The 17,942-nt window shown below is 67.5% G+C and carries 16 protein-coding genes; 7 read left to right on the top strand and 9 right to left on the bottom strand.

Annotation, left to right across the window (positions count from 1 at the left end; genetic code table 11):
- Positions 1-129: 129 nt before the first annotated feature.
- The 3 genes from J1M43_RS03985 to J1M43_RS03995 all read left to right on the top strand — a co-directional run bounded on the left by J1M43_RS03985 (position 130) and on the right by J1M43_RS03995 (position 2,888).
- A complete protein-coding gene (locus J1M43_RS03985; protein ID WP_084595735.1) occupies positions 130-1,845 on the top strand; it encodes an MDR family MFS transporter in 1,716 nt (571 codons plus the stop codon).
- 1 nt (position 1,846) lies between these two features.
- Positions 1,847-2,302, top strand: a complete 456-nt coding sequence (locus tag J1M43_RS03990) for a MarR family winged helix-turn-helix transcriptional regulator (RefSeq protein WP_033105970.1) — start codon at positions 1,847-1,849, stop codon at positions 2,300-2,302.
- A 79-nt stretch (positions 2,303-2,381) separates the two neighbouring features.
- The gene (locus J1M43_RS03995; protein WP_033105971.1) at positions 2,382-2,888 is read left to right on the top strand and encodes a MarR family winged helix-turn-helix transcriptional regulator; all 507 of its coding nucleotides are present in this window, start codon (positions 2,382-2,384) and stop codon (positions 2,886-2,888) included.
- 10 nt (positions 2,889-2,898) lie between these two features.
- Here J1M43_RS03995 and J1M43_RS04000 read toward each other — a convergent pair whose 3' ends face one another.
- Positions 2,899-4,290: an MFS transporter gene (locus J1M43_RS04000; RefSeq protein ID WP_372959108.1), complete on the bottom strand. Its 1,392-nt coding sequence runs from the start codon at positions 4,288-4,290 to the stop codon at positions 2,899-2,901.
- A 141-nt stretch (positions 4,291-4,431) separates the two neighbouring features.
- On the opposite strand from J1M43_RS04000, the gene J1M43_RS04005 reads away from it, so the two are divergent.
- Positions 4,432-4,833, top strand: coding sequence for a hypothetical protein (locus J1M43_RS04005; RefSeq protein ID WP_033105972.1), 402 nt, complete (start codon positions 4,432-4,434; stop codon positions 4,831-4,833).
- Positions 4,834-4,976: 143 nt separating this feature from the next.
- On the opposite strand, the gene J1M43_RS04010 is transcribed toward J1M43_RS04005, so the two are convergent.
- The gene (locus J1M43_RS04010; RefSeq protein WP_033105973.1) at positions 4,977-5,333 is read right to left on the bottom strand and encodes a hypothetical protein; all 357 of its coding nucleotides are present in this window, start codon (positions 5,331-5,333) and stop codon (positions 4,977-4,979) included.
- A gap of 92 nt (positions 5,334-5,425) precedes the next feature.
- The gene (locus tag J1M43_RS04015; protein WP_206475929.1) at positions 5,426-6,316 is read right to left on the bottom strand and encodes a LysR family transcriptional regulator; all 891 of its coding nucleotides are present in this window, start codon (positions 6,314-6,316) and stop codon (positions 5,426-5,428) included.
- Between the two features lie 146 nt (positions 6,317-6,462).
- Here J1M43_RS04015 and J1M43_RS04020 point away from each other — a divergent pair, with 146 nt between their 5' ends.
- Both J1M43_RS04020 and J1M43_RS04025 read left to right on the top strand, forming a co-directional pair.
- Positions 6,463-9,972, top strand: a complete 3,510-nt coding sequence (locus tag J1M43_RS04020; protein WP_206475931.1) for a bifunctional proline dehydrogenase/L-glutamate gamma-semialdehyde dehydrogenase — start codon at positions 6,463-6,465, stop codon at positions 9,970-9,972.
- 190 nt (positions 9,973-10,162) lie between these two features.
- Positions 10,163-10,648 (top strand): FBP domain-containing protein, encoded by a 486-nt coding sequence (locus J1M43_RS04025; RefSeq protein WP_033105976.1) that lies wholly within the window; start codon positions 10,163-10,165, stop codon positions 10,646-10,648.
- 161 nt (positions 10,649-10,809) lie between these two features.
- Here J1M43_RS04025 and J1M43_RS04030 read toward each other — a convergent pair whose 3' ends face one another.
- The 5 genes from J1M43_RS04030 to J1M43_RS04050 form a co-directional block, all read right to left on the bottom strand.
- Positions 10,810-12,021: a kynureninase gene (locus J1M43_RS04030; protein ID WP_206475933.1), complete on the bottom strand. Its 1,212-nt coding sequence runs from the start codon at positions 12,019-12,021 to the stop codon at positions 10,810-10,812.
- A gap of 1 nt (position 12,022) precedes the next feature.
- On the bottom strand, positions 12,023-12,982 hold the full coding sequence (locus J1M43_RS04035) for a hydrolase (RefSeq protein WP_206475935.1): 960 nt from the start codon (positions 12,980-12,982) through the stop codon (positions 12,023-12,025).
- Positions 12,982-13,869 (bottom strand): tryptophan 2,3-dioxygenase, encoded by an 888-nt coding sequence (locus J1M43_RS04040; protein WP_084595736.1) that lies wholly within the window; start codon positions 13,867-13,869, stop codon positions 12,982-12,984. The genes J1M43_RS04035 and J1M43_RS04040 overlap by 1 nt, the downstream gene beginning before the upstream one ends.
- A gap of 67 nt (positions 13,870-13,936) precedes the next feature.
- Positions 13,937-15,022 carry an alpha/beta hydrolase gene (locus tag J1M43_RS04045; protein ID WP_206475937.1) on the bottom strand — a complete coding sequence of 362 codons (1,086 nt, stop codon included), beginning with the start codon at positions 15,020-15,022 and terminating at the stop codon, positions 13,937-13,939.
- Positions 15,023-15,139: 117 nt separating this feature from the next.
- A complete protein-coding gene (locus J1M43_RS04050) occupies positions 15,140-15,631 on the bottom strand; it encodes a TetR/AcrR family transcriptional regulator (protein WP_152594853.1) in 492 nt (163 codons plus the stop codon).
- 32 nt (positions 15,632-15,663) lie between these two features.
- Between J1M43_RS04050 and J1M43_RS04055 the strand changes: the two genes are divergently transcribed.
- Positions 15,664-16,371, top strand: coding sequence for an MBL fold metallo-hydrolase (locus tag J1M43_RS04055; protein WP_206475939.1), 708 nt, complete (start codon positions 15,664-15,666; stop codon positions 16,369-16,371).
- On the opposite strand, the gene J1M43_RS04060 is transcribed toward J1M43_RS04055, so the two are convergent.
- On the bottom strand, positions 16,372-17,934 hold the full coding sequence (locus J1M43_RS04060; RefSeq protein ID WP_206477314.1) for a GMC family oxidoreductase: 1,563 nt from the start codon (positions 17,932-17,934) through the stop codon (positions 16,372-16,374).
- Between the last annotated feature and the right edge of the window lie 8 nt (positions 17,935-17,942).

The following is a 17,942-nucleotide window of genomic DNA, read 5'->3' on the forward strand; positions in this document are numbered from 1 at the left end:
GAACGGGTGCGGATGCCGTCGGCATCCGTTCCCGCTGACCGATTAGTTGACTTCACGCTACAGTTGACTTGAGGCAACTATGCGTTTATCGTTGATCCAGATCAACTTTCTTACGCAGGAGCACACACTTTGACTTCCCACACTTCCTCCGCACCGGAGACCAAGCGCTCAGCGCGCGAGGTCTTCACCGCGATCTCCGGCCTCATCGTCGGTATGTTCGTGGCCGTGCTGTCCGGCACCATCGTGTCGACGTCGCTGCCGGTCATCATCGCCGACCTCGGCGGCACCCAGTCCCAGTACACCTGGGTCATCACCGCGAGTCTGCTGGCCACTGCGGTCTCCACGCCCATCTGGGGCAAGCTCGCCGACCTCATGGATCGCAAGATCCTCGTGCAGGTCTCACTCATCCTCTTCACGGTAGGCACGGTGATCGCCGGTTTCTCGACCGACACCAACATGCTCATCGCGGTGCGCGTCATCCAGGGCATCGGCGTCGGTGGCCTGATGTCGCTCGTCATGATCGCCGTCGCCCTCATCATCTCGCCTCGCGAGCGCGGCAAGTACATGGGCGTGGTCGGCGGCATCATGGCGCTCGGCACGATCGGCGGACCGCTTCTCGGCGGTCTCATCACCGACACTCTCGGATGGCGCGCCAACTTCTTCGTCGGCGTCCCGTTCGCGATCGTGGCACTGATCCTCCTGCAGTTCACGCTGCACCTGCCCAAGCCTCAGCGGGGCACGAAGGTGTCGATCGACTACTTCGGCATCGTGCTGCTCGCGGTCGGCGTCTCGACTCTTCTCATCTGGGTGTCGATGGGTGGCAGCCAGTTCGAGTGGGATTCGTCGACGAGCGTGATGCTCGCCGTCATCGGCGGCGTCACCATCCTCGGATTCATCGCGGTCGAGTTCTTCGTGAAGGAACCGATCGTGCCGATGTCGCTGTTCCGCAACCGCACGTTCACGTTGTCGGTCATCGCATCGATCGCCATCGGCGTCTCGATGTTCGCCACGTCGGTCTTCCTCGCGCAGTACTTCCAGCTCGCACGTGGCGCCACGCCGACCGAGTCGGGCCTCATGGCGATCCCGATGATCATCGGCCAGATGGGCGCTTCGATCATCATCGGCCAGTTGGTGAGCCGGTTCGGCAAGTGGAAGGGGTGGATGATCACGGGCTCGGTGCTCGCGGCCATCGGCGTCACCCTGATGGCCACGCTCCGCTATGACACGCCGTTCCCGCTCGTCGCGATCTACATGTTCGTGCTCGGCGCAGGCCTCGGCATGGTCATGCAGAACCTCACGTTGATCGTGCAGAACGACACGCCTCCCACGCAGCTGGGCGCAGCCTCGTCGAACGTCAACTTCTTCCGTACGATCGCCGGAACCATCGGCGTGACGATCATGGGCTCCGTGCTCTCGACGAGCGTCGGCACCTACATCGCGAGCGGGCTGAAGGGGTTCACACCCACGACCCCGGACGAGATCGAGGCGTTGAAGCACCTCGCATCCGGCGACGTCCCCAACATGTCTGAAATGCCCGAGACGATCCGCACCATCGTCGAGTCCGCCTACGGCCATGGCATCGCCGAAGCCTTCATCATCGCCATCCCGCTCGCCGTGCTGTCGATCATCGCGATCGCGTTCATCAAGAACAAGCCGCTGTCGACGAAGAACGCCGCCGAGCAGCTGCGCGATCAGGCCGAGGAATCGGCGATCGAGTTCGCAGAGGCCGAAGTGGGAGCGACGACGTCCACCGGCACCATCCGCATCGGTGCGGCGGATTCGGCTTCGCCGACCACGGGCTCGGTGACCGTGCTCGAGCGTGAAGATCGCGAGAGCGGGCGCTGACATGGCCGCCGTCGACACTGCGGTGCCGAGTGACGTCGACGAGGCGCTCGCGGAGTTCCAGGGGCAGCTGACCCTGATCTTCGCGCGCGCCAGGTCGCTCTGGAAGGAGTCGGCCGCGCGGATGCACCCCGAGCTGCAGCCGTCCGGCTACAGACTCCTGGGCTTCATCGCCCGAGCGGGCAGCGCGAACGCGCATCAGCTCGCCGAGAGCTTCGAGATGGACAAGTCGGTCGTCAGCCGACAGGTGCGGATGCTGGAGGACCTCGGTCTCCTCGAATCGCGCCCCGATGACACCGACGGACGGCAGCGGGTGCTCACGGCCACGCCGGAGGCGAGCGAGGCGCTCGGCGAGCTGAGAGCCGACCATGCGAACCGCATGCGCGAAGCGCTCGCCGCGCTCACCCCGCAGGAGATCCAGTCGGCATCGAAGGTGTTCCGCCTTCTCGCCGAGATCTGAAGTGCGTGAAGGAGACGCCCCGCCGCAGCGCACGCCCTCGAGGCGGGCAGCGGCGGGGCTTCGCCGTAAACTGGCGAGCATGAGTGCGTCGTCCCCTGAACCCGTGGCTTCCGGCGCCGCAGCATCCGATCCCGAGGCGCCCGATGGGGCGCTCGAGGGCAGCGAACTCGATCAGGCGGTCAACCGCGTCGAGCATGAGCTCGGCACACTCTTCGCGCGCATCCGCGTGAGCTGGCGCGAGGCGGCCGTCACTGTGCATCCCGACCTGCAGCCGCTCGGCTACCAGGTGCTGACCTCGATCGCGAGTGGCAAGGCGACGTCGGCCAGCGCCATCATCGAGAGGCTGCAGACCGACAAATCGGCCGTGAGTCGTCAGGTGCGTCAGCTGGAGGAACTCGGCCTCGTCGAGAGCGTCCCCGATCCAGACGACAGGCGTGCGCGCCTGCTGGTCGCGACGGGTCTCGCCCAGGAGCGCATCGCGATCGCGCGCGCTCGCTACGAGGGACGCATCGGCGAGCGGCTGCGCACCTGGTCGCCGGCTGACCTCGACCACTTCGTGGAGCTGCTCGGCGCGCTCGGGCGGTGACGCTCGCGGGTCAGCTGCTCGGCTGATCGGCGGCTTCCCTGGGCTGCGGCACCGGTCGCCGGATGCCGATCCACGAGATCACTCCGCCGAGCGCCATCAGCGCCGCCGTCACCCATGCGGCATTGTGGAATCCGTCGAGGTCGAGCGTGCCGCCGACGATCGTCGACAGCATCGCGACGACGATGAGACCGGCGACGCGGGAGATCGCGTTGTTGACGGCGGAGGCGATGCCAGAGCGGTTCTCGTCGATGGCGCCGAGGACCGCCGAGGTGAGCGGCGCGACCGTGAGGGACAGGCCGAGTCCGAGGAGGATCATCGAGGGGAGCACCTGCCACCAGTAGCTGAACTCCAACGAGACGGTGAGAAGGAGCAGCGCGCCGGCGGCCATCAGCAGGGGGCCGACCGTCATGAACAGCCGCGGACCGAGCTTGCCCGCCCACGAGCCCGCCTGCGAGCTGAGCAGGATCATCAGGACCGTGATCGGCAGGCTCGCAAGCCCAGCCACAGTCGCGGGGAGTCCTGCGCCCTCCTGCAGGTAGACGCCGATGACGAATCCGTTCAAGGAGAGCGCAGCGTAGATGAACAGGGTGGCGAGGTTGCCCCAGGCGAAGTTGCGGGCGTTGAAGAGCGAGAGCGGCATCAGCGGTGCGGGCGAGCGGGGCTGGCGCATCAGGAAGGCGACGAACAGTGCGACGCCCGCGATCCCCGGAATCCAGATCGCGGGTGAGCCCCAGCCGAAGTTCGGCTGCTCGATGAGTGCGAACACCACGGCGCCGAGACCGACCGCGCACAGCATCCCGCTCCACCAGTCGACGCGCGCGCCGCGCGGCTGATCGGGCAGGTGCAGTCGAGCGAGCAGGATCAGCGTGATGCCGATCGGGATGACGTTGATGAGGAAGACGAACCGCCACGACAGCAGGTCGACGAACAACCCGCCCAGGAGCGGACCGGCGATCTGTGCGCCGGTCGTGAAGGCGGTCCACACGCCGATCGCCCGTGACTGCAGTTCGCCGCGCATGGTCGCCATGATGAGGGCGAGCGAGCTCGGTACGAGCAGCGCGCCTGCGGCCCCCTGAAGAGCGCGGGCGATGATGAGCGTGAGCGGCTCGGGCGCCGCGGCCACCGCGACCGAGGCGATGCCGAAGGCGATGAGTCCGATGCGCATGATGCGCACTCGGCCGTACGCGTCGGACAAGGAACCGGCCAACAGGATGAGGGCGCTGAGCGTGATGAGGTATGCGTCGACCACCCACTGCTGGGTCGTGATGCCGCCGCCGAGCTCGTCCTTGATCGCCGGAAGCGCGACGGTCACGACCGTGCCGTCGAGGAACGTCACGAACGATGCGAGGACGGCGACGGTGATGACGAGCCGCTGGAGCGAGGAGAAGGCTGGCACGGTGATGAGACTACGCCCTGGCGGAACGGCCAGGACGTGGGCGAGTGAGATTTCCATCGACGCCCGGACCGTACGGGGTTACGCTGGCGTCAGGCGGGTCTCCTGCCCGCTTCTCGACGGCGAAAGCCCTGACGAAAGCGGTGTGCGATGGATTCGATGATGATGGGTGCCATGTCGGCGGACATGAAGGCGATGCCGGGCATGGAAGCGATGGACATGGCGGTCATGCAGGCGTGCATGGATGCATGTGCGGCCTGCGAGCAGGCGTGCACCGTCTGCTCGACGCAGATGATGGACTGCGCACCGGCATGCATGAACTGCGCGGACATGTGCAACACCATGATGCGTTCGATGATGCGGATGCAGGGGATGACGCCGGCAGCGATGATGTCGATGCTCGACGCCTGCATCGCGATGTGTCAGATGTGCATGGACGCCTGCATGGAGCACGCGGCTCAGAGCGAGGTCTGCAAGATGTGCGCCCAGTCCTGCAAGGCGTGCATGGACGCCTGTATGGACATGAAGAACATGATGATGGCGACCGCCTGACGCCATCATCATCCTGCGGGTCGAAACGCTGCGGGTCGTTGAGCGAGCGGAGCGAGACGAAACGCTGGGGTCGAAACGCTGCGGGTCGTTGAGCGAGCGGAGCGAGACGAAACGCGTTGAGCGAGCGTCAGCGAGTCGAAACGTCAGCGAGTTGCCGCAACGGCGACATTGAACTGCACCCGCCCGACGGCGAGCACGTGGTATCGCGAGTGCAGCGCCACCGGCGTGCCCTCGGGTGCCTCGAGCGCCGCACCCGACGCGTTCCAGAGCGTGTGCTGATCGCCGTCGAGCGTGTGCACGCGCAGTTCGCCGGTCACGGCATCCGCCTGTTCGACGATCCCGTCGACCCAGTCGCTCGGCGTCGCCGACGCGAGGCGCGCCTGGATCAGGTGCAGCGCGTGTCCTGGTGTGAAAGAAGAGCAGACGTCATCGTGGTCGCACATGCACGCTGAGCGCTCCGTCACCTCGAGGGGTGAACGGCGGTGCAGCGGCGTGGACACGATGGTCTCCTGACTCGGTGGACTGATCCCGTAAGAATAGGGCGGACGATCGCCGGGCGGAAAAGGCGCCGACACCTGGAGAAACACTCCGCTCAGCGGGGTCGGTGCGCGGAGAGGGCGTCTGCCATGGCATCGCGCACCGCGGCGACGGATGCACTGTCGCGCGACGAGGAGCGGGTCGCGGCGAAGATCTCGCGCACGGGGGATCCGGGCAGCTCCACCAGTCGTACCGAGGCACGGTCGCCGGTCCACATCAGGTCGGGCAGCACGGCGACGGCATGGCCTGCGGCGACCAGCCGAGCGTGGGCGATGAGATCTGTCGCCTCGAAGCGCACGTCGGGCTCGAACCCCGCGGAGCGGCATTGCTGCACGGCCCACTGCCGCACGACCGTTCCCTCGGGCTCCATGACCCAGGCGCTGTCGCGCAGTTCGGCCAGAGTGGTCGCGGAAGACGACGGCGGTATCGCGAGGCGCACGGGATCCCGGCCGAGCAGAGTGCGGTCGATCCCCTCGCGCAGCGCACGCGTATGGCCGGGGTACTGCTCGGCGACGACGAGGTCGAACGTGCGCGCCTGGAGCTCGAAGAGCGCTTCTTCCGGTGCCATCTGCACCATCTCGAGACGCAGAGCCGGCATCCGCTCCGTGAGGAGGGTGAGCGCGGAGGGGACCAGTGCTTCGGCGGCTGTCGGCATCACCGCGATCCGAACGTGTTCCTCGAGCTGCGAGCTGGATGAGAGTTCGGCGCGAGCGGCCTCGTCGAGCTCCAGGGCGCGCGCTGCATGCGCTGCGAGCAGACGCCCTTGCATCGTGAGTCTGACGCGCCTACCGTCGGGTTCGAGCAGCGGCACCCCGGCGTCGCGTTCGAGTTGGGCGAGCTGCTGGGAAACGGTCGACGGGCTGTAGGCGAGCGCCGCGGCGACGTCGGAGATCGTGCCGCGCAGGGCCAACTCGTGCAGCAGACGCAATCGCCGGAGCTCGAACATGGAGCGCCTCACATTCATCGACAGAACCGAATGTTATCCATCGTAAACGCTTGCTTTTCACGAATGGTGCGGTGGCTCCACACTGAGAGGAGCAGGTGCGGCGAAATCGCTGATGTGGTCGCTGCACGCAGGAGTGAGGAGACCCGATGACCGACGTGACATCCACCCCTACCGGGCGCACCCGGACCGTCCACGCCGAGACCGTCCACGCCGAGACCGGTCACGCCGAGATCGCGGCACTCGCCGACGACGCGATCGCCCTGGTGCAGCGCTGGCTCGTGGAGAGTCGCGAGGTGCCGACAGGCACGTCGGCGGCGCGCCTCGCGGGTGTGCTCAGCGATCCGAACGGCCTCGACTTCACGGTCGGTTTCGTCGACGGCGTCGTGCGCCCCGAAGACCTGAAGGTCGCTGCGCGCAACCTGCGCGACCTGGTGCCGCTGACCCCGAAGTTCCTACCCGCCGCGCTGCGGGGCCTGATCGGCCTCGGCGGGGCGCTCGCTCCCGCGTTCCCCGGAATCGTCGTGCCGATCAGCCGCCGCGTGCTGCGCGGCATGGTGCGGCACCTGATCGTCGACGCGACCGACGCCAAGCTCGGCAAGGCGATCCGCAGCATCCGCTCTGGCGACGGCGTGCAGCTGAACATCAACCTCCTCGGCGAGGCGATCCTCGGCGAGGAGGAGGCCGCCAGGCGCCTGGCCGGAACCCGACGCCTCCTCGAACGCGACGACGTCGACTACGTCTCGATCAAGGTGTCGTCCACGGTCGCACCGCACAGCCCCTGGGCGTTCGACGAGGCCGTCCGTCATGCCGCGAACGCACTCATCCCGCTGTTCCGGATCGCCGCTGCCAGAGGCGGGAAGTTCATCAACCTCGACATGGAGGAGTTCAAAGACCTCGACCTGACGATCGCGGTCTTCACCACGATCCTCGACCGCGATGAGTTCAATGCGCTCGAGGCCGGCATCGTGTTGCAGGCGTATCTGCCGGATGCCCTCGGCGCCATGATCCGTCTGCAGGAGTGGTCTGCCGCCCGGGTGGCGGATGGCGGCGCACCGATCAAGGTACGCGTCGTCAAAGGCGCGAACCTGCCGATGGAACGCGTGGATGCCGAGACCCATGACTGGCCGCTCGCGACCTGGGGCAGCAAGCAGGCGTCGGATGCCTCGTACAAGGCCGTGCTCGACTACGCGCTGCGCCCGAACCACGTGAAGAACGTGCGCATCGGCATCGCCGGTCACAACCTGTTCGACATCGCCCTCGCCTGGCTGCTCGCTAATCGCCGCGAGGTCACCGACGGCATCGAGTTCGAGATGCTGCTGGGCATGGCCACCGCCCAGGCATCCGTCGTACGCCGCACCGTCGGCTCGCTGCTGCTCTATACGCCGGTCGTGCACCCGGCAGAGTTCGACGTCGCGATCGCCTATCTGATCCGCCGGCTCGAAGAAGGCGCGTCGACCGACAACTTCATGTCGGCGGTGTTCGAGCTCGACGACGAACCAGTGCTGTTCGCGCGTGAGCGCGATCGGTTCCTGGCGTCGATCCAGTCGATGCCCACCGACGTCCCCGCGTCCAACCGCACGCAGGACCGCACCGCCGCGCAGCCGGCGGCCGCGCGCGACTCGTTCACGAACACCCCTGACACCGACCCGAGCCTGGCCGCCAACCGCGCCTGGGGCGACGCCATCCGCTCCCGCATGCAGTCGTCCGCGCTCGGTGACGAGACGGTCAGGGCGAACACGCTGGCGGATGCCGATGCGCTGGAGAAGGTCATCGTCACAGCGGCAGCGGCGGGCGCGGCCTGGCGGGCGCTCGGCGCCGCGGGGCGGGCGGAGATCCTGCACCGCGCCGGCGACGTCCTTCAGGCGCGCCGTGCCGAGCTGCTCGAGGTCATGGGATCCGAGTGCGGCAAGGTGCTCGAGCAGGGTGACCCCGAGGTCTCGGAGGCGATCGACTTCGCGCACTACTACGCCGAGAGCGCGAAGCGCATCGAGAACATCGACGGCGCGACGCACAAGCCCGTCGGGCTCACCGTCGTCACGCCGCCGTGGAACTTCCCGGTGGCGATCCCCGCCGGATCCGCGCTGTCCGCGCTCGCCGCGGGTTCACCAGTGATCATCAAGCCCGCACGTCAGGCCCGTCGCTCCGGTGCGGTCATGATCGAGGCGCTGTGGGAAGCCGGTGTTCCGCGTGACGTGCTGCAGTACGTGCAATTTGACCGCTCCCTGAGCCCGTCGAAGGGCCTCGGCACGCAGCTCATCAGCAGCCCCGCCGTCGAGCGCGTGATCCTCACCGGCGGGTACGAGACGGCCGAGCTGTTCCGCAGCTTCCGCCCCGACCTGCCGCTGCTCGCCGAGACGAGCGGCAAGAACGCCATCATCGTCACCCCCAGTGCAGATCTCGACCTCGCCGCGAAGGACGTCGCCTACTCCGCGTTCGGGCACGCAGGTCAGAAGTGCTCCGCGGCATCCCTCGTCATCCTCGTCGGATCGGTCGCGCAGAGCGAACGGTTCCGCCGCCAGCTCGTCGATGCGGTCGGCTCGTACCGCGTGGGCCGGCCGTGGGAGGAGTCGACGCGCATCGGTCCGCTCATCGGCCCGGCCGAGGGCAAGCTGTTGCACGTGCTCACCACGCTCGAGCCGGGCGAGAGCTGGGTCGTCGAGCCCGAGAGGCTCGACGACGACGGTGCGCTGTGGCGTCCGGGCATCCGTGAGGGCGTCGCGGCAGGAAGCCCGTTCCACCTCACCGAGTACTTCGGCCCCGTGCTGGGCGTCATGACGGCAGACTCGCTCGAAGAGGCGACCGCCATGGTGAACGCGATCGATTACGGGCTCACCAGCGGGCTGCACTCGCTCGATGACGACGAGATCGCGCAGTGGCTCGCGAGCGTGCGGGCCGGCAACCTCTACGTCAATCGCGGCACCACCGGCGCCATCGTGCAGCGGCAGCCGTTCGGCGGGTGGAAGAAGGCCGCGGTGGGCGCCGGCACCAAGGCCGGAGGGCCGAGCTACCTGATCGGGCTCTCCGATTGGGAGGACGCCCCGGTCACGGCCGAGGCGCCGAAGGACGCCGTCTCCCGTGCGGCGCTCGACGCCCTGGGAGACCACGAGGCCGCGGCCTGGCTGCAGGGCGCCCTCTCGACCGATGCCGCCGCCTGGCAGGACGAGTTCGGCGTCGTGCGCGACGTGACCGCCCTGACCACCGAGCAGAACGCGCTGCGCTACGACGTCGTGCCCGTCACGATCCGTTTGGAGCAGGCGAGCGACGCCGAGGCCGTGCGAGTGATCGCCGCCGGCGTCCGCGCCGGCGGGCGCGTCAATGTCAGCACGGCATCCGCGCTTCCCGCCTCGATCACGCGATGGGCTGAACGCGCCGGGATCGTCGTCGCCGTCGAAGACTCCTCCGCGTGGGCCGCACGCGCAGTGCGTCTCGCTGAGACCGGCGGCGGGCGTATCCGCCTCGTCGGCGGAGATCTCGCAACCACGGCTGCCGCGACGGGCGGCTCGCCCGCCGTCGCCGTGTACGCGGGGCCCGTGCTCTCCGCAGGCAGGATCGAACTGCTCCCGTTCCTGCGCGAGCAGGCCGTGTCGATCTCGTCGCACCGCTTCGGCACCCCGCACCGTCACGACATCGCTCCGCTCGTGGGGCAGCAGGTGTAAACTCGCCGGGTGCTGTTCTCGATGAGCGCCCTGAGGGCGCGGAAGGCGGTTGCAGGCGCGTCGAGCGCCGGCGGCAGAGGCTGAGTACGAGCCGGAGGCGGAACCCCCGTCACCGGCGACTCGTCATACCCGGTATCCATCTGACGGATGCCGTGACCTTCTCACCTCACATCAGAAAGCAGTTCCTCCCATGCGTCCCATCGACGAGCGCGCCATCCGCGCCTCCTTCATCAACGCCTCCCGCAAAGAGGTCTCCTCCCTCTCGCTTCCCCAGGGTTTCGCTGAGATCGACTTCGACCGGATCGACTACCTCGGCTGGTCCGACCCGAAGTTCCCGCGGCGTGCCTACGTCATCGCCGAGGTCGACGAAACCCTCACCGGGGTGCTCCTGCAGCGCGCCGAGCAGCGCGTGCTCTCACGAGCGCAGTGCTCGTGGTGCGAAGACGTCGCGCTCCGCCACGACGTCCAGCTGTATTCGGCCCGCAAGGCCGGCGCCGCCGGTCGCAAGGGCGACACGATCGGCACACTGGTCTGCGCCGAGTTCGGCTGCTCGCACACCGTGCGGCGGCTGCCGCCGCTCGCCTACGAGGGCTTCGACCGCGAGACGGCACGCGAACTGCGCATCCTGCGTCTGCAGGAGAACGTGACGGGGTTCCTCCGGTCGGTCGCCGGCTGACAAGGCTTCGACTCGCGTTCGCTCGCTCACCCCGTTTCGTCTTCGGGCTTCGCCCTCCGCTCAACGACCCGCACTGGTGACACGGGCGCTTCCGCGGGTCGTTGAGCGAGCGAAGCGAGACGAAATGTGTTGAGCGAGGCGCAGCCGAGTCGAAACGACCCTTACCGCAGCGCGTTGCGCACGGCCAGCACGCCGCTGAGCACCTCCGCATGCGAGGTGCTCAGCGGCGACAGGCCGAGGCGGATGCCGTCGGGAAAACGGAAGTCGGGAATCACGCCGTCGGCCCACAGCGTCTTCATCACCTCGGCGAAGTCCGGATGCCCGATCGTCACGTGGCCGCCGCGCCTGTCGGCGTCGCGCGGACTCAGCAGTCGCACGTCGAGCGGTGCGAGCACATCGTCGAACGCCCGCACGGCGAAGTCGGTGAGGGTCTTCGACTTCTCACGAACGGCGTCCATCGTCGCGGACTCGATCAGGTCGAGCATGCCCTGCATCGCCAGCATCCCCAGCACCGGTGGCGTGCCGCTGATGAACTGCCGGATGCCGTCGGCGGGCGCGTACGCGGACCCCATGGCGAACACGTCTCCGGCGCCCATCCAGCCCTGGATGGGCTGGCGCAGCACGCCGTGATGACGCGCGTTCACGTAGGCGAAGGCGGGCGAGCCCGGTCCGCCGTTCAGGTACTTGTAGGTGCAGCCGACCGCGAGGTCGACGCCGCAGGCATCGAGATCGATCGGGATCACGCCGACAGAATGGCACAGGTCCCACAGCATCAGCGCGCCCGCCTCATGCACGGCATCCGTGATCGTCTTCATCTCGGCCAGCGCACCCGAGCGATAGTCGACGTGACTGAGCACGACGAGCGCGGTCTGCTCCGACACCGCTGCTGCGACGTCCTCGACCTGTACGCCGTGGACTGGATCAGCCGTGAGCCAGCGCACGGTCAGTCCGCGTTCGGCGGCGATGCCCTCTGCCACGAACCGGTCGGTGGGGAAGTTCCCCTCCTCGATGAGGATTTCCAAACGGTTTGGAAGAGCCGCCACGGCGGCACGTATGAGCTTGTAGAGCAGCACGGTCGTGGAGTCGGCGACGACCGTCTGGCCCGCTGCGGCCCCGATCGCGATCCGGCCGATGCGGTCGCCGAGCTCGGTCGGCAGGTCCATCCACTGCTCGTCCCACGAGCGGATGAGGCGCGTGCCCCAGTCGTTCCTCACGAACTCGGCGAGGCGCTCGGGCAGCGATCGCAGCGGCCGGCCGAGAGAGTTGCCGTCGAGGTAGGCGCTGACGCCCGGTGCCTCGACGAAGGCGTCCAGATGAGCCGTGAGCGGGTCATGCGCGTCGAGGCCCTGGGCTTCGGTGAGGAGATCGGTCATGTCAGGCCTCCAGATCAGCGGGAGTGAGCAAACGGGCGAGGAGCGGGTCGGCCGTGTCGGGCGTGGCTCCAGGGTAGAAGAGCGGGTGCGATCCTGCGGTCGTGGGATCGACGGGTGCAAGGCACTGCAGCAGATCGGCGTCGTCGAGGCCGGCTTCCCTCAGCGCGCCGATCTCCCGCGGGTTCAATCCGACAGGCATCGGACCGTTGCCCAGATCGGTGCCGTAGAGCACCGTTCCGCCGGCCGAACGGAAGCGACGGACGTTGTCGATCGCGATGCCGTACGCCTCGTCGGCATGAACCGCGAGAGTGGAGATCCATGCGGCGGACGCAGCCTGTCCACTGATCTCGGCATCGGTGAGCCGCTCCGAGAACGGCGCGTGAGCGAGCCGCTCGGCGCCGAGCCGGACCACTCGCTGCGCCTCTCCAGGACCCTCGGCATGGGCGACGATCGGGATGCGATGGGAAGCAGCGATGGAGACGATCGCCCGCAACAGGGTGTCGGAGAACACCGGACCCGCGGCCCTGTTGCTCGCGACCTTGATGCGCACGGCGCCCGACTCCTTCATCTCGACGATGGCCCGCTCCGCGGCATCCTCGTCCGCGATCTCGCGCACCGAACCGGCCGGCGCCCACGAACGGTCCGACGGATAGCCGCCCCGCGGGGTGAGGAAGGCCCCCGCGAACAGCACCTCGACGCCCTCGACGATCCTCAGTTCCGAGAGCACCGACGGATCACCGCCCAGGTCGACGACGCGGCCGAGAGCCGAGCCGGCGAGCGGCGCGATATCGACGAGCTGCAGGTGCACGTGGTGATCCGTGAAACCGCCGGTGATCACGCCGTCGAGGCGCGCAAGACCGGTGGTGTCCGCTTCGGGGATCACGCGCAGTCCGGATGCGGCGTGGGCGACGACGCCGTCTCGCCATTCCTCGCCGTCGAGGTAGGTGACCGCGACCCGCATCAGCCGCCGATCTCGGTGCGCACCGTGTACAGCTCGGGGAAGAACGTCAGCTCCAGCGCGCGCTGGAGGAAGCCGACCCCGCTCGATCCGCCGGTGCCCGGCTTCATCCCGATCGTGCGGGTGACGGTCTTCAGGTGCCGGAAGCGCCAGAACTGGAAGTTGTCCTCGAGATCGACGAGGTCTTCGCACGCTTCGTAGAGATCCCAGTGGGTGTTCGGGTTCTCGTAGATCTCGCGGATCGCCGGCACGAGCGACGGGTGCGGACGGTACGGCTCGCGCACGTCGCGCTCGAGGATCTCGGTCGGGATCGGCAGCCCGCGCCGGGCCGCGAAGCGCAGGAACTCGTCGTAGAGCGTCGGCCGCTCGAACTCGACCTTCAGCAGCGCGAGGTTGGCCGGATGATCGCGGAACACCGACAGCATCCGCTCGTTCTTGTTGCCGAGGGCGAACTCGACCGCACGGTACTGCACGGACTGGAACCCCGACGAATTGCCCAGCGCCCCGCGGAACTGCGCGTACTCGGTCGGGGTGAGAGTCGCGAGCACCGACCACTGCTGGGTCATGACGTCCTGGATGCGCTTGACGCGCGCGACCCGCTTCAGTGCCTCGCGCAGGTCGTCGCTCGCGAGCAGTGTGCGGGCAGAGCTGATCTCGTGCAGCAGCTGCTTCAGCCAGAGCTCGGTGGTCTGATGCTGGATGATGAACAGCATCTCATCGTGGTGCTCCGGACTGCTGACCGGATGCTGCGCAGACAGCAGCCGATCGAGTTCCAGGTACGACCCGTACGTCATACGACCGGAGAGGTCGGTGACGATCGTATCCTCCAGGGGACGCTCGTTCCCGGTGGGATCGGTGGTGCCGGCCGAGTCAGTCGCGTCTGTTCCCATGATCCCTGAGGATATCCCGAACGATCGTTCAGGCGTCAGTGCCGGGTGCGCATCGGCGCGGTCGGACTCAGGGCTGCGTGGTGTTCGCGTCCAGGAAGTCGATCGTCTTCTGCAGGGCCGTCTGGGCATCCGGCATGTCGAGATGGAACTGGTACTCGTGCGGAAGCTGCGGCTCATGCGGAGCGGGCCAGAACAGCGTCGTCACGTCGACGCCGAGCTCGTTCAGCCGGTCGGCCATCGGGATCGACTGGAGCCAGGTGAGACCGTCGCCGTTGCCTCCGGAGATGTACGTGGTGGGGAAGTCCTCGGTCACCCAGTTCACGGTCGACATCGTCGCGCCGGAAGAGTCCTCGGCCCAGGTCTTGGTGCCGGCGTAGGCCCACATCGACGACTTCAGGCCCCAGCCGATGACGCCGTCGAGCTGCGCAAGCGCCGCGAGGTCGTACACGCCGCAGTTCAGCACGGTGGCGACGACCTGGTCGGCGGACAGCTTCGGCTCGATGTCCATGATCTCGGCATAGTCGGGGCTGGTGATGAGCGTCGCCATCTGACTCGCCAGCTGTCCGCCTGCGGAGTCTCCCGCGAGCACGATCTGTGTTGTATCGACGTTGAGCTCATCGGCGTTCTTGTCGATGTAGCCGAGCGCATCGTTGATCTGACGCACGGCCTTCGGGTAGAAGCCCTCGGGCCCCAGCGTGTAGTTCACGGCGATCGTCGTGTATCCCTCGGCGGCGAGGATGCGCATGTACGGGTCGACGTTCTCCTTCGATCCCGAGACCCAGGCTCCGCCGTGGATCCACACGATCGTGGGCAGGGGGCCGGTGGCGGATGCCGGTGTGAAGACGTCCATCGTCGTGTCGACGCCCTCATCGGCATAGGCGACATCGAGCTTCTCGGTGAGCTTGGTGTCGGGCACGTACTTGTCCATCTCCGCCGCGGTGGCGTCGCCGCCCTGCGTGAAGACGGCCCTGATCACCATGGCTGACGGCCAGGGGGTGATCGCTCCGATGATCGCGACGACGACCGCGATCGCGATGATGATGCCGAGCACCACGCGAGTCTTGAACCAGCGTCCGTGCGCCCGCTTCGGGCGGTCATCGCCGTCGTGGGTGCGGTCTTCGGGCGCGTCGTTTGCAGGCGCGGTCGTGGTCATGGAATCCCCTCCACGGATCAGTGTGGCAGTAGCGAGTGCCACGATGCTCGTCCAGGTCGCACTTTCTGTCGTTCTGGCGCCGGGAAAGCGGCAGAAACTGGACCTGAACCGAGGAGGTCAGCCGTCGAGGCCCTTGAGCAGGCGACTGAGGCCGTAGTCGAACGCCAGGTCGACGTCTCCGCCGAGGCGGAACGCGCCGGCGAGCTCCATCTGCAGGAATCCGGTCATCCACGCCGTGAGAAGGCGCGCGGCGTCCAGCGCGTGGTCTTCGCCGACGCGCGCAGCGCTCGCGCGGAGGACGGGGCCGGCCGCGCGGTCGAGGGATGCCAGGGGAGGGGAAGCCGTGAACATCAGCCGGAACCCCTCTGGATGCGCATGTGCGAATGCGCGGTACGTCGTGGCCAGGCCGGTCAGCAGGTCGTCAGGCCCTCCTGGCTGCGCATCGTCCTGCTCGACGCGTTCGAGTTCGGCCGACAACTCGTCGACCACCGATTCGGCGACCGCGGCGATCAGTGCATCTCGGTCGCGCACCCGCTTGTACAGCGAGGGTGCTCGCACGCCGACGCGATCGGCAACGGCCTGCATCGTCAGGCTACGCAAGATAGCCATCGCAAGATCATCCCACGGATCGGTAGGACACCATGAAGCTCGCACCGCACCTGCACCGCCTGGGCAATGACATCGTCGCCTCCTATCTCGTCGATGCGCCGGACGGCGTCACTCTGATCGACGCGGGGATGCCGGGGCACTGGAGCGACCTGCAGGAAGAGATGGCGAGCCTCGGTCGACCGCTCTCCGACATCAAGGGACTCATCCTCACGCACGGCGACAGCGACCACATCGGCTTCGCCGAGCGATTGCGCGCCCAGCACGGCGTTCCCGTCTTCGTGCATGCTGCCGACGCGGAACGCGCGCGAACAGGGGAGAAGCCGAAGACGCCGATGGGGCCAGCGAAACTCGGGCCGATGCTGGGCTTCTTCGCGTACGGCATCCGCAAGAAGGCCCTGCGGCCGATCTACGTCAAAGAAGCGATGGAGATCGCCGACGGCGACGTGCTCGATCTGCCGGGTGCCCCCGTGATCGTCGGGATGCCGGGACATTCCCCAGGGAGCATCGCGGTGCACATCCCGATGGCGGATGCCCTGTTCGTCGGTGACGCGCTCACCACCAGACACGTGCTCACTGGGCGCGATGGTGCCCAGCCTGCACCGTTCACCGACGAACCCGCAGAGGCGCTGGCATCACTCGACCGGCTCGCAGAGGTGACGGCATCCTGGGTGCTGCCCGGCCATGGCGCGCCATGGCACGGCTCGCCGGCCGACATCGTGTCCGTGGTCCGCAGCGACTGATCAGTCACCGTCGCGAATGAGCTGCGCGCACTTCTCGCCCATCATTATCACCGTGATATTGGGGTTGACCGTGGTGATCTCCGGCATCGCCGAGGCATCCACGACGCGCAGGCGTGAGACGCCCTTGACGCGCAGCTGCGGGTCCAGCGGTGACATCTCATCGTCGGCCGGGCCCATCCGCACGGTGCCCACCGGGTGGTAGACGGTGTTGTGGGTGGCGCGGATGTACGCGGCGAGATCCTCGTCCGTCACAGCATCCGCACCCGGGGCAAGCTCGCGCCCTGCCCACTCCGCCATCGCCGGCTGCGCGATTATCTCGCGAGCTTTGCGGATGCCGTTGATCATCACCTGCATGTCATGACCCTCGGGGTCGGTGAAGTAGCGCGGGTCGACCTTCGGCTTGTCGCGGTAGTCGATCGAGCGCAGCCGCACGGTGCCGCGCGAGCGGGCGTGCGTCACATTCGGCGTCAGGCAGATCATCTCTTCGGCGGTGGGGTAGCCGGCGCGGTAGGTGTGCATGTCGAAGGGCACCGAGCCGTAGTGCATCATCAGATCCGGACGGTCGAGCCCTTCTTCGGTCGGCGTGAAGATGCCGATCTCCCACCATTGCGTCGACTCGCGAGCCATCTGCTTCTTCGACTCCCACTGCACAACGCCCTCGGGGTGGTCTGCAAGGTTCGCGCCGACACCGGGGGAATCCACGCGCACGTCGATCCCGACCTCACGCAGGTGATCGGCGGGGCCGATGCCCGAGAGCATGAGCAGCTGAGGGGTGTTGATCGCTCCGGCCGAGACGATGACCTCACGCGTGGCCGCGATGTGCGACGGACGAGCGAAAGGGTTGTCGACGCTGATCACGCCGGTGCAGGCGCCCGCGTCGTCGAAGGTGAGCTCCTTGACGTGCTGTCCGGTGAGGATTGTCAGGTTCTCGCGATCGAGAATCGGATGCAGGTACGACACCGACGACGACGCACGCGTGCCATCGGCCTGACGATTCACCTGGAAGAAGTTCGCGCCGTTGATGACCGTCTCGCCGGTGTTGAACTGCACTCGGGGAATGCCGGCCTGCTCGCACGCGTCCAGGAGTGCGATGCCGCACGGGTCGACCGCCGGAACGTTCATCAGATGCACCGGGCCGTCCTGGCCGTGCAGCTCGCCCTGCAACTCGTTCGTCTCGAGTTTCTTGTACAACGGGAAGGTGCGGGCGGACTCCCAGCCGGTGGCGCCGTGCACCGAGGCCCAGTCGTCGAGGTCTTCGCGCGGCGCCCAGAAGGCGATGCAGGAGTTGTGTGACGAGCATCCGCCCAGAACCTTTGCACGCGCGTGGCGCATGAACGAGTTGCCGTTCTCCTGCGGCTCGATCGGGTAGTCCCAGTCGAAGCCCGACTCGAGCAGCTCCATCCAGCGGTTCAGCTGCAGCACGACCTGCTCGTCGGTATCGGAGGGGCCCGCTTCCAGCAGCGCGACCGTGATCGATGGGTCTTCGCTGAGCCGGGCGGCGACGGCCGCACCTGCCGACCCGCCACCGACCACAACGTAGTCGAAAGTGTGCGTCGTCTTCATCTTCATCA

The organism is Microbacterium sp. KRD172 (genome assembly GCF_017168295.1).
GTDB lineage: Bacteria > Actinomycetota > Actinomycetes > Actinomycetales > Microbacteriaceae > Microbacterium > Microbacterium profundi.

Bases quoted from the DNA above. Each gene is read 5' to 3' on its own strand.
- J1M43_RS04045 (WP_206475937.1), bottom strand. From the start codon at position 15,022: ATGACCACGACCGCGCCTGCAAACGACGCGCCCGAAGACCGCACCCAC.
- J1M43_RS04025 (WP_033105976.1), top strand. From the start codon at position 10,163: ATGCGTCCCATCGACGAGCGCGCCATCCGCGCCTCCTTCATCAACGCC.
- J1M43_RS04030 (WP_206475933.1), bottom strand. From the start codon at position 12,021: ATGACCGATCTCCTCACCGAAGCCCAGGGCCTCGACGCGCATGACCCG.
- J1M43_RS04015 (WP_206475929.1), bottom strand. From the start codon at position 6,316: ATGTTCGAGCTCCGGCGATTGCGTCTGCTGCACGAGTTGGCCCTGCGC.
- J1M43_RS04060 (WP_206477314.1), bottom strand. From the start codon at position 17,934: ATGAAGACGACGCACACTTTCGACTACGTTGTGGTCGGTGGCGGGTCG.
- J1M43_RS04020 (WP_206475931.1), top strand. From the start codon at position 6,463: ATGACCGACGTGACATCCACCCCTACCGGGCGCACCCGGACCGTCCAC.
- J1M43_RS04050 (WP_152594853.1), bottom strand. From the start codon at position 15,631: ATGGCTATCTTGCGTAGCCTGACGATGCAGGCCGTTGCCGATCGCGTC.
- J1M43_RS03990 (WP_033105970.1), top strand. From the start codon at position 1,847: ATGGCCGCCGTCGACACTGCGGTGCCGAGTGACGTCGACGAGGCGCTC.
- J1M43_RS04005 (WP_033105972.1), top strand. From the start codon at position 4,432: ATGGATTCGATGATGATGGGTGCCATGTCGGCGGACATGAAGGCGATG.
- J1M43_RS04040 (WP_084595736.1), bottom strand. From the start codon at position 13,869: ATGGGAACAGACGCGACTGACTCGGCCGGCACCACCGATCCCACCGGG.
- J1M43_RS03995 (WP_033105971.1), top strand. From the start codon at position 2,382: ATGAGTGCGTCGTCCCCTGAACCCGTGGCTTCCGGCGCCGCAGCATCC.
- J1M43_RS04055 (WP_206475939.1), top strand. From the start codon at position 15,664: ATGAAGCTCGCACCGCACCTGCACCGCCTGGGCAATGACATCGTCGCC.
- J1M43_RS04035 (WP_206475935.1), bottom strand. From the start codon at position 12,982: ATGCGGGTCGCGGTCACCTACCTCGACGGCGAGGAATGGCGAGACGGC.